This is a genomic window from Actinomadura sp. ATCC 39365 (assembly GCF_054392275.1).
In genome coordinates this window covers 7,775,938-7,792,446 of sequence record NZ_CP184335.1, presented here as the reverse complement: position 1 = coordinate 7,792,446, position 16,509 = coordinate 7,775,938, and the positions used below count along the sequence as shown (strand labels likewise).

Genomic DNA, 16,509 nt, shown 5'->3' with positions numbered 1-16,509 from the left:
GAACTCCCCCGCCAACCCGATGAGGACCAACGGCCCTGCCGGGCGGGACTTCCTCCTCCGGCGCCGCGCCGCCCGCCGGAGGAGCCTGATGGTGAGAGCTTCGACCGGTGAAGGAGATGCGCGATGAGCACTCACATCGTCGTCGGTGTGGACGGGTCCGTCCCGGCGACCGGAGCGGTGGAATGGGCGGCCGGCGACGCGCGGCGGCGGGGCCTGGACCTGCGTCTCGTGCACGTCGGCCCGCAGTGGCTGCACGAGGGGAACGCCGAGCACTGCGCCCGCCTGCTGGAGGAGGCCGCCGACCGGGCCCGCGCGCTGGCCGGCGGCGTCAAGGTGACGACGGAGCTGCTGTCCGGGAACGTGGCCGGGGAGCTGATCCGCGAGTCGGCGACGGCCGGCGGTGTGGTGCTGGGCAGCCGGGGGCTCGGCGGGTTCGCCGGGATGACGGTCGGCTCGGTGAGCCTGGCGGTGGCCGGGCACGCGTCGGGGCCGGTCGTGGTCGTCCGCGCCCCCGCCGCCCCCGCCGCCACCGAGCACGGCAGGGTGGTGGTGGGCTACGACGGGTCGCGGGACGCGCAGGCGGCCATGGAGTACGCCGTCGAGCAGGCCAGGGCCCGCGGCGCCCGGCTGCACGTGGTCTCCGCCTGGCAGATGCCCGTCTTCTCCCCGTACGCGGTCACGTACAACACCCTGATCCAGGACCTGATGCGCGAGGAGACCGGCGCGGCGCGCGAGCGGGTCGTCCCCTGGCGGGAGGCCAACCCGGACCTGGTCGTCACCGACGAGCAGCCGTGCGCCCACCCGGTCACCGCCCTGATGCAGGCGGCCGGATCGGCCGACCTGGTCGTCGTGGGCTCGCGCGGCCGGGGCGGGTTCGCCTCCGCCGTGCTCGGCTCGGTCAGCCACGGCGTGCTGCACCACGTGACCTGCCCGGTCGCCGTGGTCCGGCCGGGCGAGGAGGAGCGGTCATGAACGGGTCGCCGACGGCGGGACAGGTCATGAGCCGCGTCCTGGTGGCCGTCAAGGCCGAGGAGTCGCCGCTGATGGCGTGGGAGCTGATGCGCCGGGCCGGCGTGCACCACCTGCCGGTCGTCGACGGAGGGCGCCTGCTGGGCATCCTGACCCGGGAGCGCCTGGCCGCGTCCTGGTCCGGCGGGCCGCAGGAGCAGTCCGGCCGCGAGGTGCGGGACCTGCTCGGCGGCGCGCGCACGCCCCGGGTGGGGCCGGGCACCCCGCTGAGCAGGGTCGCCGCCGCCATGCTGGACGCCGACGTGGACGCCGTGCCCGTGCTGTCCGACGACGGCCTGGTGGGCCTGATCACCGCCCGGGACGTCCTGTCGGCGGTCGCCGGACGGATCGAGCCGCAGCCCGAGCCGAGCGAGGTGGTGACCGGGATGTTCCACCTCGAACCGATCCTGCCGGAACGGCGGGAGGCGTGAGATGAAGGCACTGGTCGTCTACGAGTCCATGTACGGCAACACCGAGCGGATCGCCCAGGCCGTGGCGGAGGGGCTGGCCACCCGGATGCGGGCCACGGTGGCGGAGGTCGGCTCGGCCCCCGCGCACGTGGGGGACGAGGTCACCCTGCTGGTGGTGGGCGGCCCGACGCACGCCTTCTCCATGAGCCGGGCCTCCACCCGCGACTCGGCCGCCCAGCAGGCCGCCGGGCCGCTGGTGTCGCGGGGCAGGGGCGTGCGCGAGTGGCTGGCCTCGCTCAGCACGTCGTCGGCCGGGCTCTGCTCGGCGGCGTTCGACACCCGCGTGGCCAAGCCCCGCCTGCCGGGGTCGGCGGGCCGGGCGGTCGCCAAGCGGCTGCGCCGTCTCGGCGTCAGGCTCGCCGTGCCGCCGTGCAGCTTCTACGTGACCGGCACGCAGGGGCCGCTGGTGCCGGGCGAGCTGGAGCGGGCCAGGCAGTGGGGCGAGAGCCTGGCGGCGTCCTTCCCGGTGCCCGCGTCCTGACAGCCCGCCGAGAACGGCGCCCGGCGGTTTCCGCCGGGCGCCGTTTCAGTGCCGCGCGGGCGTGGGGGACGGGTGCAGGATCCGGTCCAGGCGGGCGGCGGCGTAGCCGAGCGCGGACAGCGCGACGACCACCAGCAGGTCTCCAGGCGCCAGCGGCCGGGTGCCGAGCAGCTCGCGCAGCGCCGGCAGGTAGATCCCGGCCAGTTGCAGGACGAACGCGCCGCCCACGGCGAGCAGCAGCATCGGGTTGGCCAGGGTGCCGGGGCGGGTCCTGGTGCCCAGCGCCACGCCGAGCTGGGTGGCGCCGAGGGCGAAGAAGGCCATGCTCTGCCAGGGCCGCCCGGTCATCGAGCCCCAGACGGCGACGCCCAGGGTGACGGCGGTGAGCACCACGGCGATCCGCACGACCCGCTGCCACAGGCCCGCCCCCATGATGCTCTGGCCCGGCGGACGCGGCGGCTGCGACATGGTTCCCGGCACCGCCGGCTCCCCGCCCAGCGCCACGCCGGGCAGGCCGTGGGTGAGCAGGTTGATCCACAGGATCTGCGCGGGCAGCAGCGGCAGCGGCAACCCGACGAACGGGCCCAGCACCATCACCGCGATCTCCGCCGCGCCGCCCGACAGGCCGTAGACCAGGAAACGGCGGATGTTGGCGTAGACCCGGCGGCCCTCCTCGACGGCCGCGACGACGGTGTCCAGGTTGTCGTCGGCGAGCACGAGGTCGGCGGCCTGCCGGGCGACCTCCGTGCCGCGTTTTCCCATGGCCACGCCGATGTCGGCGCGGCGCAGGGCCGGGCCGTCGTTGACGCCGTCGCCGGTCATCGCCAGGACCTCGCCGCGGCTGCGCAGCCCCTCGATGATGTCGAGCTTCTGCTCGGGGGTGGCCCGCGCGTAGACGCCGGCCGGGCCCGCGGCGAGCGCGCCGGGCTCGCGGCAGTCGACGACCCGGTCGGCGGCGCCGATGATGCCCAGGTCGGCGGCGACCGCGCGGGCGGTGCCGGGATGGTCGCCGGTGATCAGGACCGTCCTGATGCCGGCCCGTGCGCAGTCGGCCACGGCCGCGGCCGCCGCCGCACGCGGCGGGTCTTGGATCGCGACGAGCCCGAGCAGCCTCAGCCCGTCCTCCCGCACGGGTCGCGGGACGGCGCCGAGGTCGGCGCTCGCCACCGCCAGCACACGGTAGCCGTCCCGAGCGAACCGGTCGGCGCGTTCGGCGGCGCGGGCCCGCAGCTCCGGGGCGCCGGTCAGCACGTCCGGGCGGAGCAGCGCCTCCGGGGCGCCCTTGCAGATCAGGCGGACGCCGCCGCCCGGCAGCAGGTGCACCGTGCTCATCCGCTTGCGGTCGCTGTCGAAGGGCAGCTCGGCGGCCCTGGGGAAACGTTCCTGGAGGCCCGCGCGGTCGATGCCGAGCCGGGCGGCGGCGGCCAGCAGCGCGGCCTCGGTGGGGTCGCCCAGCGCCGTCCATTCCTCCCCGGTCTCCTGGGGTGGGCGCAGGCGGGCGTCGTTGCACAACGCCGCGGCGGTCAGCAGCGCGGCGAACTCGTCCGGGTCCCGGCCGGCGGCGAGCCCGCCGTCGGGCGCGTAGCCGGAACCGGTGACCGTGGCCTCGGCCGCCGGGGTCCACAGGTGCCGGGCGACCATCCGGCCCTCGGTGAGGGTGCCTGTCTTGTCGGTGGCGAGCACGGTCACCGAGCCCAGCGTCTCCACGGCGGGCAGGTTGCGGACGAGCGCGTCGCGGGCCGCCATCCGGCGGGCGCCCAGGGCCAGGCTCAGGGTCACGACCGCGGGCAGGGACTCGGGCACGGCGGCGACCACCAGGCTGATCGCGGTCACCACCATCAGCTCGACCGGCTGGCCGCGGACCAGGCCCAGGACCAGCACCAGAGCCGACAGCAGCACCGCGACACCGGCCAGCAGCCGTCCGACGCCGACCAGGCGGCGCTGCAACGGCGTGAGACCGGCGCCCTTGACCATGAGCGCGGCGATGCGCCCGCTCGCGCTCGCCGCGCCGATCGCGGTGACCACCGCCCGGCCCCTGCCGCGCGCCACGACGGTGCCCGAGGAGACCGCCGCGCCCGCGTCCTTGTCCACCGGGACGGACTCGCCCGTCAGCGCCGACTCGTCCACCAGCAGCGCGGCCGACTCCACCACTTCGGCGTCGGCCGGGACGATGTCGCCCTCGGCGAGCACCAGCAGGTCTCCGGCCACGACGTCACCCGCGGGGATCTGCCGCTGGTGGCCGTCGCGCACGACGCGGGCCTCCGGGGTGGCCAGCTCGGCCAGGGCCGTGATGGCGCGGTCGGCGCGCACCTCCTGCGTCACGCCGACGGCCGTGTTGACCACGATGACCAGCGCGATCACCGCGGCGTCCGTCCAGTCGCCGGTGCCGACGGTCAGCGCCGCCGCGATCAGCAGCACGATGATGAGCGGATCGCGGAGCTGGGTGACGACGCGCCGCCACAGCGGGGTGGGCGGTTTGCGCGGGAGCAGGTTGGGGCCGTCGCGTTCCAGGCGTACGGCTGCCTCCGCCGACGACAGGCCAGAGGACGAGGGCGTCACGTGGGTGTCCTTCCTGCCCGCCGTGGCCTTCGGGTCGGCGGAGTCATGCCAAGTGTCTTCAGGATCTAGTCTTCGCCCTGCTCAGGGCGGTAAACGTGCAGGTCTGCCGGCTCTGCGGCCGGCCGTCCCGCTCCTCCAGCCTCCGGAGGCCGGCTGGACGGCGGCAGGGTCGAAAGTCACCGGGAGAGGGGCCTTCGGCACTGTTCCGCCCCGGTCTCGCGGCCGGATCGTGGAGGAGCGCGCGAGCGTCGTGCTCGATCAGGCGGTCGCCCTGGTCATGGACCGGTTCCCCGGCGTCGCCGTCGAGGCGCGGCTCGTGCGGGGCCGCCCGGAGACGGCGCTCGCGGACCAGGCGCGCGGGGCCGGCCTGCTGGTGCTCGGTTCGGCCGCGCGGCCCGCCGGGGACGGGCGGCTGGGCGCGGTGCTGCTGTCGTGCCTGCGGCTGCCGCCGTGTCCCGTGGTCGTGGTGCAGGCCGCGGCGACGGACGGGGGGACGCCGCCGAGGCCGCCCGCGTTCGCCGGACGGCATCGGGGAAGGCCCTTCGGCCCTGGCCCGGCCGACCTTCGGCTCTGCGAGGGACGGCGGGAGGCCGGGTCTCATGGGAGGTGACGAAGGAGGGAACGTCATGATCGTTGTTGGAGTCGACGGCTCGGTGGCCTCGCGCGCCGCCGTCGCATGGGCCGCGGACGACGCCTTCCGCATGCGGCTGCCGCTGCGGATCGTGCACGCCGTGGACCGCACGCCGTACCAGATCCACCGGTTCTCCCCGGGCTGGGCGCCCGACCTGCCGGCGGAGGAGGGCGTGCGGATCCTACGGGAGGCCGAGGCGCTGGCCCGGGAACGGCAGCCGTCCGTCGAGGTCACGACGCAGGACGTCGAGGGCCTGCCGGCCGTCGTGCTGCGCGGGCAGGAGAAGGAGGCCGCCGAGATCGTGCTCGGCAGTCGCGGCCTCGGCGGGTTCGCCGGCGCGCTGCTGGGCTCGGTCAGCACGCACGTCGCCGGGCACGCCCGCTGCCCGGTCGTGGTGGTCCGCGGCGACCGGCGGCAGGTGCGCGGCGAGGTGGTGGCCGGGGTGGACGACTCGCCGGAGTGCGAGCCCGCCCTGGCCCACGCCTTCGAGCAGGCCCGGCTGCGGGCCGCCACGCTGCGGGTGCTGCACGCCTGGCAGCTGCCCGTGCACGCGTTCGCGCCGGAGGCCGCCTACGCCATGGACGAGGTCCGCGCGGCACAGCAGCAGGTCGTCGACGACCTGGTGAACATGTTCGCCGCCGACCACCCCGAGGTCGACGTCGTGCGGGAGACGCCGTCGGCGCACCCCGTGGACGCGCTCACCGCGGCCTCCGACCACGCCGACCTGCTGGTGGTGGGGTCGCACGGGCGCGGCGGGCTGGGGTCGGCGCTGCTCGGGTCGGTCAGCCGCGGCGTGCTGCACCACGCCCGCTGCCCGGTGGCGGTCGTCCGGCCGCAGGACTGACGGCCCCTCGTCGCGTTGGCGCGGGCGTTGGGACGGGCGTGGAGCGCCTTTGCCCTTGTCTTGGCGGCGGGCCGGTAACCAGAACCAGGGGAGGCCGAGCGGAAGGCCGGGACTCGCGGTCGCCGGCGCCCTGGGCCTCCAGCCGCTTCTGCGGGGCGGCCCGGTGGAGCACGGTGGCCGCCGCCCTCGCCGCCGGACGTCCGCCCTCCGCCCCCGAGAAGGGGACCAAGGTCCCTAGGGCGCGGGAACGCATCGGGAAATCATCGTCATCATGACGACGATGCAGCACATCGATGCCTACTGGCGCGCGGCGAACTACCTGTCCGTCGGGCAGATCTACCTGCTGGACAACCCGCTGCTCACCGAACCGCTGCGCCCCGAGCACGTCAAGCCGCGGCTGCTCGGCCACTGGGGCACCACCCCGGGGCTGAACTTCTGCTTCGCCCACCTCAACCGGATCATCGCCGAACGCCGGCAGGACATGATCTACATCGCCGGTCCGGGACACGGCGGGCCCGCCGCCGTCGCCCATGCCTGGCTGGAGGGCTCCTACTCGGAGAAGTACCCCGAGATCTCCCAGGACGCCGCCGGGATGCGCCGGCTGTTCCGGCAGTTCTCCTTCCCCGGCGGCATCCCCAGCCACGTCGCACCCGAGACCCCCGGCTCCATCCACGAGGGCGGCGAGCTGGGCTACTCGCTCGCGCACGCGTTCGGCGCGGCCTTCGACAACCCGCGCCTGGTGGTGGCCTGCGTCGTCGGCGACGGCGAGGCCGAGACCGGCCCGCTGGCCGCCAGCTGGCACTCCAACAAGTTCCTCGACCCCTACCGCGACGGCGTCGTCCTGCCGATCCTGCACCTGAACGGCTACAAGATCGCCAACCCGACCGTCCTGGCCCGCATCCCGCAGGACGAGCTGGTCAAGCTCATGGAGGGCTACGGCTACCGCCCCCACCTCGTCGGCCCCGACCACGAGGAGATGGCGCGCACCCTCGACACCGTCTTCGACGAGATCGCCGCCTACAAGGAGGGCCGCCTGGAGCGTCTCCCCATGATCGTCCTGCGCACGCCGAAGGGCTGGACCGGCCCGCGCGAGGTGGACGGCAAGCCGGTCGAGGGCACCTGGCGGGCCCACCAGGTGCCGCTGTCGGGCGTGCGCGACAACCCGGCGCACCTGGCCATGCTGGAGGAGTGGATGCGCTCGTACCGGCCGGAGGAGCTGTTCGACGCCGAGGGCCGCCCGGCGCCCGTCCTGTGGGGGACGGTCCCGGAGGGGCCGTCGCGGATGAGCGCGAGCCCGCACGCCAACGGCGGCGAGCTGCTGCGCCCGCTGGCGCTGCCCGACTTCCGCGACCACGCGGTGGAGGTCAAGTCGCCCGCGGCGCAGTCGACCGAGCCGACCAGGGTTCTGGGCGCCTTCCTGCGGGACGTGATCGCCGCCAACCCGCACAACTTCCGGCTGATGGGCCCGGACGAGACCGCCTCCAACCGGCTGCAGGCCGTGTTCGAGACGACCACGCGGGCCTGGAACGCCGAGGTGGAGCCGGCCGACGAGAACCTGGCGCCGGGCGGCCGGGTGATGGAGGTGCTCAGCGAGCACCTGTGCCAGGGCTGGCTGGAGGGCTACCTGCTGACCGGCCGGCACGGCCTGTTCAACTGCTACGAGGCGTTCATCCACATCATCGACGCCATGTTCAACCAGCACGCCAAATGGCTGCAGTCGGCGAGGAGGATCCCGTGGCGGCGGCCCGTCGCCTCGCTCAACTACCTGCTGTCGTCGCACGTGTGGCGGCAGGACCACAACGGCTTCAGCCACCAGGACCCCGGCTTCCTCGACGTGGTCGTCAACAAGAAGGCGTCGGTGGTGCGGGTCTACCTGCCGCCGGACGCCAACACCCTGCTCTCGGTGGCCGACCACTGCCTGCGCTCGCGCGACTACGTCAACGTGATCGTCGCGGGCAAGCAGCCGGTGCTGGACCTGTTCACCATGGACGAGGCCGTCGCCCACTGCACCCGCGGCCTCGGCGTCCTGCCCTGGGCGTCCTCGGACGAGGGGGCCGAGCCGGACGTCGTGCTGGCCTGCGCGGGCGACGTGCCCACCCTGGAGACGCTGGCCGCCGCGGCCATCCTGCGCGAGCACCTGCCCGAGCTGAAGGTGCGCGTCGTCAACGTGGTGGACCTGATGCGGCTGCAGCCGCCGTCGGAGCATCCGCACGGCATGCCGGACGCCGAGTTCGACGCCCTGTTCACCACGGACAGGCCGGTCGTCTTCAACTTCCACGGCTACCCGTCGCTGATCCACCGCCTCACCTACCGCCGCACCGGCCACCCCAACATCCACGTGCGCGGCTACAAGGAGGAGGGCACCACGACCACGCCGTTCGACATGGCCATGCTCAACGAGATCGACCGCTACCACCTGGTCATGGACGTCATCGACCGGGTGCCCGGCCTGGGCGCCACCCAGGCGCACCTGCGCCAGCGCATGGGCGACGCCCGGCTGGCGGCCCGCGCGTACACCCGCGAGCACGGCGAGGACGCCCCCGCGGTCCGCGACTGGACCTGGTGACGCACCGACGACGCCGGCCCCGCGCGGCCGGAAAAGGAGGGCCAAGGTCCCGTCAAGCAGGGCCGCTCCACCGCGGGCGGCCGGCCCCGCGGGACCGAGGCTGAATCCCAGCGACCTCTGAAGGGACCACGGACATGGATCGCATCGTGCTCGGCTACGACGGCTCGGACTTCTCCGTGCAGGCCCTGGACTGGGCGCTGGACGAGGCCGAGCTCAGGAACCTGCCGCTGACCGTCGTCCACGCCTGGCAATGGCCGTACGGCGAGGCGGACGAGGAGGCCAAGGCCCATCTGCGCAAGGCGGCCGAGCACGTCCTGTGGCACGGCGCCGAGTGCGCCCGCTCCACCAGCTCGGGCATCCGCGTGGAGACCGACCTGTACGAAGGTTCGGCCGCCCAGCGGCTGGTGGAGCTGTCCGGCGACGCCACGCTCGTCGTGGTCGGCTCGCGAGGGCTGAGCGCGCTGCCCAGGGTGGTGGTCGGTTCGGTGGCCGGGTACGCCGCCGCGCACGCCGAGTGCCCGGTGATCGTCGTACGCGGGCCGGGCCCGCTGCCCAAGGCCACCCGGCCCGGCCCGGTCGTCCTGGCCGAGCGGGAGCCGGACGCGGCGGTCGTGGATTTCGCGTTCGCCGAGGCGGCCATGCGCGGGCTGTCCCTCGCGGCCTCCGCCGACCTGGGGGAGTGGGCGGCTCGCCGTCCGGAGGTCCACGTGGAGCAGGGGGAGCCCGCCGAGCGGGCGACTCTGGTCGTGGTCGGCCGGACGCGGGCCGCGCACCTCGGCACCGCGAGCTCCCTTCCGCAGCACGCGCCCTGCCCCGTCGCGGTGGTGCCGGCGACCGCCCCTGAGACCTCCTGAGTCACCCGGACGCGGGCGGCAGCCGCGGATTCAGGACGGCGCCGGGCGCCACCGCGACCGGGCACCTGGCCTCCAGCAGGGCGGCCTGCGTCACCGCTCCGAGCAGCAGGCAGGGAGGGGCCTCGTTCCCCCGGTTGCCGAGCACGAGGAGCGTGGCGTCCTTGGAGGCCTCGATCAGCACGCGCTGGGGGCGTTCGGTCAGGAACTCGGTCACCACCGTCACCTCGGGACGTCTGCGGGCCAGGTGGACGACGACTTCGCGGAAGCGGTTCTCCGCGCCCTTGCGCAGCGCGTGCGAGTCCACGAAGGGCAGCGGCTCCTGCCAGGACGACGACCCGCAGTCGGTCCAGCAGCACAGGGCCGTCACGGTGCCTTCGCGCAGGGCGGCCTCGTCCAGGGCGAGGTCGAAGGCGGCCAGGCTGGCGGGTGAGCCGTCGAGGCCGACCACGACCCTGACGTCCTGGCGGGTGGGCGGCTGGAGCGGCGGCCGGACGACCACGACCGGCGTGACGCTGTGCGCGGGCACCTGGACGGCGGCCGACCCCACCTGAAGGCCCTCGAACCCGCCCTGCCCGCGGGATCCGAGCACCGTCAGCTCCGCCTCGCGCGCGGCCTCCAGCAGCACCGCCGAGGGGGTGCCCCGGCCCAGGAGCGGCTGGACGTCCAGCTCCGGCGCCAGCTCCCTGGCGCGCCGGACGCCTTCGTCCACGATGCCGAGCGCCACCGGCTCGACGTGCCGGATGATCTCCGGGGCGACGGGCCTGGGGGCGTAGGGCCAGTGCAGAGCGTGGCAGACCAGGACGGGCAGCCCGCGCAGGCGCGCGTCGGCGACCGCCCAGTGCAGCGCGTGGCGGCTCTCGGTCGAGTCGTCGTACCCGACGAGCACGGGCCGGCCGGCGGGTTCGTCGATCACTGCCGCCTCCGGGAGCGAGATCTGTCCGGTTTACCTGCCCGGATGAGCCTTCCCGTTGCCGGCGGGACGAGCCCCACGGTTGCGGAAATTCTTGGCCTGGCCTGCTTGCCCGTCGCGCGCCGCGTCCCGAAGTTGGAGGTGACAGCGGCGACTTTTGGTGTGTTTACGCCCCTTATATCCGTTATGACGGGTATGGGGATCTGGCAGGCGCGAAGGAGGGAAGATGCGCGGACGGATCGTGGCCGCGGTGGACGGCTCCGCGTCATCGACCGCCGCGGTGGAATGGGCCGCCGGCGACGCGCAGCGAAGAGGGTTGCCGCTCCGGCTCGTGCACGTGTGCGAGCAGTGGGTGCTCGGCGTGGACGGCGCCCGGTACTGCGTGGGCGCGCTGGAGGCGGCAGCGGGCAGGGCCCGCGCGATCGGCGGCGGCGTCGAGGTCACCGCCGAGATGCTGGCGGGCAACGTGATCGACGCGCTGATCGTCGAATCGGCCGCGGCCGACAGCCTGGTGCTGGGCAGCCGGGGCATGGGCGGCTTCGCCGGCATGGTGCTGGGGTCGGTGGGCAGGGCGGTGGCCGGGCACGCCGCGGGGACCGTCGTGGTCGTCCGCGGGGTGGTCGCCGTCCGGCACGACCTGGTGGTGGCCGGCGACGACGGCTCGGCGGGGTCGCGGCAGGCCCTGGCGTACGCCGTCGAGCAGGCCCGTGCGCGCCGTGCCCGCCTGCACGTGGTCTACGCCTGGCAGGCGCCGGCGGTCTCGCCGTACTGGGCGGCCTACAGCCACCTGCTGGCCGACTCCTTCCAGGAGGAGGCGCGGGCGGCGCAGGCGCGGGTGAACCCGTGCCGGAGCGAGCACCCCGACGTCGTGATCACCGACGAGCAGGTGCGCGGGCACCCGGTGGCCGCGCTTGCCGAGGCGGCCGCCGCCGCGGACCTGGTCGTGGTCGGCTCGCGCGGACGGGGCGGCTTCTCCTCCGCGGTGCTCGGCTCGGTGAGCCACGGCGTGCTGCACCACGCGGCCTGCCCGGTGGCGGTGGTACGGCCGCGTGCGGAGAAGGGATGACGGGACCGGAGGTGTTCCGAGTGTCGGACGAGGGGGCGTCATGGCCGGTCTGATCGTGGTGGGAGCCGACGGCTCGGCCCCCGGCGCCGCGGCGGTCGGATGGGCCGCCGACGACGCCGCGCGGACGGGCGCGGAGCTGCGGATCGTGCACGCCCTGGACCGGCAGCCGTACGCCGTCACCAGGTTCCCCGACTACGGCCAGGGCAACTACCTGCTGATGGCGGCGGCCAAGGTGCTGGAGGCGGCCGAGACCGCCGCCCGCGACCGGCAGCCGTCGGTGCGGGTGCACGCCGAGGTCGTCGAGGGGGCGCCCGCGGCCGTCCTGCTGGACCAGGCACGCCAGGCGGACGAGCTGGTCATCGGCAACCGGGGGCTGGGCGGGTTCGCCGGAGCGCTGCTGGGATCGGTGACCATGCACGTGGCCGGGCACGCCGCCTGTCCCGTGGTGGTGGTGCGCGCGGAGGGTGGCGGGCCGGTCGGCGAGATCGGCGTCGGGATCGGCGACTCCGACGTCTGCCAGCCGGCCATCGGCTACGCCTTCGAGCAGGCCAGGCTGCGTGGCGCCCGGCTCCGCCTGATCCGCGCCTGGCAGATCCCCGTGCACGCCTTCGCCCCGGAGATCGCCTACGACCTGGACGAGGTCCGGGCCGCCCAGCACGGGGCGGTCCGCGCCCGGACGGCCGGATGGCGGGAGAGGTGTCCCGAGGTGACGGTCGTGGAGGACGTGCAGAGCGCGCATCCGGTCGAGGCGCTCACCGGCGCCCCCTGCGACCTGATCGTGGTCGGCTCCCACGGGCGGGGCGCGTTCGGTTCGCTGGTGCTCGGCTCGGTCAGCAGGGGAGTGCTGCACCACGCCCGAGGTGCCGTCGCGGTGGTCCGCCCCTAGAGGTCGTCCCTGGTCAGAAGGGTCGAGAAGCATGCAAGCTGGAAGTATGAGGCAAACCCTGCGCTTCGGACGGGTGGCGGGCATCCCCGTCGGCGCTCATTGGTCCGCGTTGGGCATCGTCGCGCTCGTGGCGGTGGCCTTGGGCTCCGGAGTCCTGGCCGTCGCCGCCCCGGGGGCGGGCAGCACGGCGTACTGGGTCGCCGGCGTGCTCACCGGGCTGTTGCTCATGGTGTCCCTGCTCGCGCACGAGCTGGCGCACGCGCTGGTGGCCAAGCGGTGCGGCATGGAGGTGGAGTCCGTCACGCTCTGGGCGCTGGGCGGCGTCACGCAGTTCCGCGACGAGGCGCGGACGCCCGGGGCCGAGGTGGCGACGGCGGCCGCCGGCCCTCTCGTGAGCCTGCTGCTCGGCGGTCTCGCCCTCGCCGTCACGGCCGTGCTGCCGCCGGGCGTGCCCAGGGCCGCCGCCGCGTGGCTGGCCATGATGAACCTGATCCTGGGCGTGTTCAACCTGCTGCCCGGCAGCCCGCTCGACGGCGGGCGGGTGCTGCACGGCCTGCTGTGGAGCCGCCACGGCGATCGCGCCCGCGCCGACGCCAGTGCCGCGCGGGCCGGTTACGCGATCGGTCTCGTGCTGACCTTCACCGGGTTCGTCGTGATCTGGGTGTGGAACCCGCTCGGCGGGATGTGGGTGGTGATCACCGGCTGGTACATCGCGGGCGCCGCCCGCGGCGAGATCATGAGCAGGGCCGCCCGGCGCGGCCTCGGGGGAGTGCTGGTCCGGGACGTCATGACGGCCACGCCGGACCTGGCCCCCGCGTGGCTGACCGTGCAGGGGCTGGTCGACACGGTGGTGCTCGGCTCCCACCAGTCGGTCTTCCCCGTCGTGGGGCTCGACGGGGCGCCGCTCGGCGTGGTCTCGCTGGAGACCCTGCTCGCCGTGCCCGCCGACCGCAGGGGGGACACCAGGGTGGAGACGCTGGTCGCGGCCCAGAAGCCGCCGCGCGTCCTGTCGCCGGGCGACGACGCGGCCGCCCTGCTGGAACGTCCTTCGCGGGTGGGCGGCCTGTCGGCGGTGGTCGTCGAGGGCGGCGTGGTCACCGGCATGATCACCGACGCCGACCTCGGCCGGACGCTGCAGCAGGCGCTGCTCCGGCCCGCCACCCCCGTGTGAGGCCCGCGTCACGACGGCGGCCGGCTCACAGGCCGTGCACGCGGCGTCCCGTGACCTGGTGCGGGACGATCCGGATGTAGAGATGGCGTTCCCCGCCCGCCCAGGGCGTGACGCCCGCGTCGGCCAGCTTGGCGACCTCGTCCTCGGGCACGTGGTGGGCGGGCCCCTGGATCAGCACGCTCCAGCCCTCCTTGCGCACCTCGTCGATCCGGTCCACCTGGAAGCCGATCATGATGTCCACGCCCTCCAGGCCGGTGCGCAGGTCCTGGTCCATGGGGCCGCCGCGGGACGTGCGGAACAGCACGGCGCCCTCGTGCAGCCGGTAGTTGACGGGCAGCACCGTGGGCCCGTGCGAGCCGTTGAACGCGATCCGCCCGATCCCGCCCGGCGCGACCAGGCGCAGGCACTCCTCGGGGTCGAGGACCTCCATGACCGGCTCGTCCGGGCCGGCGCCGGGGCCCGGCGGGCGGTCGCGGCCACCGCCCAGCAGGTCCTGTGGGGTCGTCTCCAGGGCGGTGGCCAGGCGGGTCACCGTGTTCCTGTCGGGGATGCCGAGGTGGCCCTCCAGGTACGTGACGTACCCGGGGGACATGTCGGCGCGCTCGGCCAGCTGGTCGACGGTGAGCCCCAGCCGGTCGCGGTGGTGGATCACCCGGCGTCCGAAGTCGCCACTGTTCGTCATGATCATCTCCTTCTCCGTGAGGACGAGGCCCACACCGCCCGGCACGGGGACGCCGTCGACCCGCGTGCCGTCGTGGTCGGCCTCGACGGTGATCCGGCGGCCGCGGAACAGGACGGGCAACGAGAGCGTGCCGAGCCGTCCGGGCAGCAGCGGGTCGAGCAGCAGGCCCTCGGGCCTCGGCTCCAGGCCCAGGTAGCAGCGTTGCAGCATGTCCACGGTCCCGGCCATCGCGCCCAGGTGCACGCCCTCGGCGGTGGTGCCGCCCTGGACGTCGTGCACGTCCCCGACCAGCGCCTCGGCGAAGAACTGCCAGGAGCGCGCCCGGTCGCAGCGCGACAACACCCAGGCGTGCACGACGGCGCTCAGCGTGGAGCCGTGACTGGTGCGGTCGAGGTAGTAGGTGGTCGTCCGCGGCATCAGGCCGGGGTCGGCCGGGTAGCCGAGCCGGTCGAGGATCGCCAGCAGTTCGTCGGCGCCGAGCAGGTAGAACAGCATCAGCGTGTCGGCCTGCTTGGACGCCTTGTAGCGGTTGACGTCGTCGCCGTCGGCCTCCAGGGCGCGGTCGAGGCGGCGGACGCCCGCGTACCGCTCCCAGTCCAGCTCGGCGAGCCCGGCGTAGCCGGTGAACTGGCTGATGACGCCGTCGTGGAAGTCCACCCGCATGCGGCGGGTGATGTCCTCCCACCGCGCCGCCTCCCGCGCGCCGGCCGCGCCGAGCCGGAGGGCGTGCCGCAGCAGCCATACGGTCATGACGTTGGTGTAGGCGTTGTTGGCCAGGCCCGGTTCGGCGGCGCCTGGGTAGGCGGTGTGGTACTCGTCCGGGCCCATGACGCCGCGGATCTCGTACCGGCCGGAGACGGGGTCGAGCACGGCCAGCGAGGCGAAGAACCGCGCGATGCCGATCAGCAGGTCGGCGCACCACGCCGGCATGGAGCCGGTGGCCAGGCGGTACTGCCACACGTTGTAGGCGATGGCGAGGCCGACGTGGCGCTGCAGGTGGGAGACGTCGGGCAGCCAGCGTCCCGAGTCGGGGTTGAGGTGGTAGGTCTGGGTCTCCTCGCGGCCGTCGCTGCCGCTCTGCCAGGGGAACATCGCGCCGTCGTACCCGGCCGACCGGGCGGCCGCGCGGGCCTCGGGCAGGCGCCGCCACCGGTAGCGCAGCAGGCCGCGGGAGATCTCGGGGAAACGCAGGTTGAGCCAGGGCAGGACGAACAGCTCGTCCCAGAACACGTGCCCCCGGTACGCCTCCCCGTGCAGACCCCGCGCCGGCACCCCGGCGTCGAGGTCGGCGGTGTGCGGCGACAGGGTCTGGAGCAGGTGGAAGATGTGCAGGTGGACGATCTGCGACAGCTCCGGCCCGTCCACGTTCAGCTCGGCCCGCTCCCACAGCCGCTCCCAGGCCGCGGCGTGCGCGTCCAGGAGCTCGGCGAAGCCCGGGGCCGTGGCCGCGCGCCGCAGGGCGGCCGAGAGCGGGTCGTGCACGGCGGGATCGCGCGAGGTCAGCAGGGCGACGACCTTCGTGAACGTCACCGGCGTGCCCTCGGCCACCGCCAGCACGTGCTCGCTGGTGACATGGTCCGGCTCCATGGAGGGCGAGCCGGGGGAGGGGGCGTCGGCGCGGGCGGCGAGCGCGACGGTGACGCGTGAGGAGCGGGTGGTCGCGGTCAGCCAGGTGAGCTCGTCGCGGTGGCCCGTGGCGTGTCCCGTCAGGTGGTCGCCGCGCAGGTCGCGGTAGCGTTCGACGCCGCTGTTGGTGACGCGCCCGTCCAGCCCGGCGCGGACGCGCAGCGGGCCCGACCAGTTCTCCGCGGTGAAGGTCGTCTCCAGGGCGGCCAGGACGGGATCGGCCATGGAGACCAGGCGGCGTTGCCGCACCCGGGTGATCCGGCCCCGCGCGTCGCGCCAGCGCAGCTCCCGCCGCAGCACCCCGTGGCGCAGGTCGAGCTCCTGGGTGTAGCCGAGCAGTTCGGCCAGCTCCGGGCTGAACCAGTCCTGGCCGGGCGTGGCGAAGCCGAGCGGCAGCCAGTCGGGCAGGTTGACCAGGTCCTCGTTGACGACCGTCCGGCCGCCCACCTCGGAGGCCAGACGGTCGTAGCAGCCCGCGTGGTAGGTGCCGGGCGTGCGGATCCGGCCCTCGGGCGTGGCGCCGCGGGTGGCGAAGCGGCCGTTGCCGAGCGTGCACAGCGCCTCGCGCAACCCGGCCGAGGCCGGGGCGAAGCCCTCGTACGTGAGCGTCCACGGGTTCATCGCGACCCCGCGGAGCAGGTCAAGGCGGCCATGCCGATGACGCTACCCACCTGCCTCATCCCCAAGACAGGGACGTTGGTCCCTGCCACCGGGGGCGTACGGCACTGATCCGGGCCCGATGGCGTTCCGGACCC

The 16,509-nt window shown here is 74.7% G+C and carries 13 protein-coding genes; 10 read left to right on the top strand and 3 right to left on the bottom strand.

The window, feature by feature from the left end:
• The first annotated feature begins 123 nt into the window (after positions 1-123).
• Genes ACNF49_RS37915 through ACNF49_RS37905 form a run of 3 tightly spaced genes read left to right on the top strand, consistent with a single transcriptional unit; the run spans position 124 to position 1,959 of the window.
• Positions 124-972 (top strand): universal stress protein, encoded by an 849-nt coding sequence (locus ACNF49_RS37915; protein WP_482940628.1) that lies wholly within the window; start codon positions 124-126, stop codon positions 970-972.
• A complete protein-coding gene (locus ACNF49_RS37910; RefSeq protein ID WP_357971866.1) occupies positions 969-1,439 on the top strand; it encodes a CBS domain-containing protein in 471 nt (156 codons plus the stop codon). Before ACNF49_RS37915 ends, ACNF49_RS37910 begins: the two co-directional genes overlap by 4 nt.
• A 1-nt stretch (position 1,440) precedes the next feature.
• Positions 1,441-1,959 (top strand): flavodoxin family protein, encoded by a 519-nt coding sequence (locus ACNF49_RS37905; protein ID WP_357971864.1) that lies wholly within the window; start codon positions 1,441-1,443, stop codon positions 1,957-1,959.
• Positions 1,960-2,004: 45 nt separating this feature from the next.
• On the opposite strand, the gene ACNF49_RS37900 is transcribed toward ACNF49_RS37905, so the two are convergent.
• Positions 2,005-4,518, bottom strand: coding sequence for a cation-translocating P-type ATPase (locus tag ACNF49_RS37900; protein ID WP_482940627.1), 2,514 nt, complete (start codon positions 4,516-4,518; stop codon positions 2,005-2,007).
• 250 nt (positions 4,519-4,768) lie between these two features.
• Between ACNF49_RS37900 and ACNF49_RS37895 the strand changes: the two genes are divergently transcribed.
• From ACNF49_RS37895 to ACNF49_RS37880, 4 genes are all read left to right on the top strand, one after another.
• Positions 4,769-5,128 carry a universal stress protein gene (locus ACNF49_RS37895; protein ID WP_482940626.1) on the top strand — a complete coding sequence of 120 codons (360 nt, stop codon included), beginning with the start codon at positions 4,769-4,771 and terminating at the stop codon, positions 5,126-5,128.
• 16 nt (positions 5,129-5,144) lie between these two features.
• Positions 5,145-5,993, top strand: a complete 849-nt coding sequence (locus ACNF49_RS37890) for a universal stress protein (RefSeq protein ID WP_482940625.1) — start codon at positions 5,145-5,147, stop codon at positions 5,991-5,993.
• Between the two features lie 280 nt (positions 5,994-6,273).
• The gene (locus tag ACNF49_RS37885) at positions 6,274-8,559 is read left to right on the top strand and encodes a phosphoketolase family protein (RefSeq protein ID WP_482940624.1); all 2,286 of its coding nucleotides are present in this window, start codon (positions 6,274-6,276) and stop codon (positions 8,557-8,559) included.
• 134 nt (positions 8,560-8,693) lie between these two features.
• A complete protein-coding gene (locus ACNF49_RS37880; protein WP_482940623.1) occupies positions 8,694-9,413 on the top strand; it encodes a universal stress protein in 720 nt (239 codons plus the stop codon).
• 1 nt (position 9,414) lies between these two features.
• On the opposite strand, the gene ACNF49_RS37875 is transcribed toward ACNF49_RS37880, so the two are convergent.
• On the bottom strand, positions 9,415-10,326 hold the full coding sequence (locus ACNF49_RS37875) for a universal stress protein (protein ID WP_482940622.1): 912 nt from the start codon (positions 10,324-10,326) through the stop codon (positions 9,415-9,417).
• Between the two features lie 223 nt (positions 10,327-10,549).
• Between ACNF49_RS37875 and ACNF49_RS37870 the strand changes: the two genes are divergently transcribed.
• Genes ACNF49_RS37870 through ACNF49_RS37860 form a run of 3 tightly spaced genes read left to right on the top strand, consistent with a single transcriptional unit; the run spans position 10,550 to position 13,446 of the window.
• Positions 10,550-11,389 (top strand): universal stress protein, encoded by an 840-nt coding sequence (locus tag ACNF49_RS37870; protein WP_357971852.1) that lies wholly within the window; start codon positions 10,550-10,552, stop codon positions 11,387-11,389.
• Positions 11,390-11,429: 40 nt separating this feature from the next.
• Positions 11,430-12,275, top strand: coding sequence for a universal stress protein (locus ACNF49_RS37865; RefSeq protein WP_482940621.1), 846 nt, complete (start codon positions 11,430-11,432; stop codon positions 12,273-12,275).
• Positions 12,276-12,321: 46 nt separating this feature from the next.
• Positions 12,322-13,446: a M50 family metallopeptidase gene (locus ACNF49_RS37860; protein ID WP_482940620.1), complete on the top strand. Its 1,125-nt coding sequence runs from the start codon at positions 12,322-12,324 to the stop codon at positions 13,444-13,446.
• A 25-nt stretch (positions 13,447-13,471) separates the two neighbouring features.
• Here the strand turns inward: ACNF49_RS37860 and ACNF49_RS37855 are convergent, their stop codons facing one another.
• Positions 13,472-16,375, bottom strand: coding sequence for a pyridoxamine 5'-phosphate oxidase family protein (locus ACNF49_RS37855; protein ID WP_482940619.1), 2,904 nt, complete (start codon positions 16,373-16,375; stop codon positions 13,472-13,474).
• Positions 16,376-16,509: the final 134 nt, after the last annotated feature.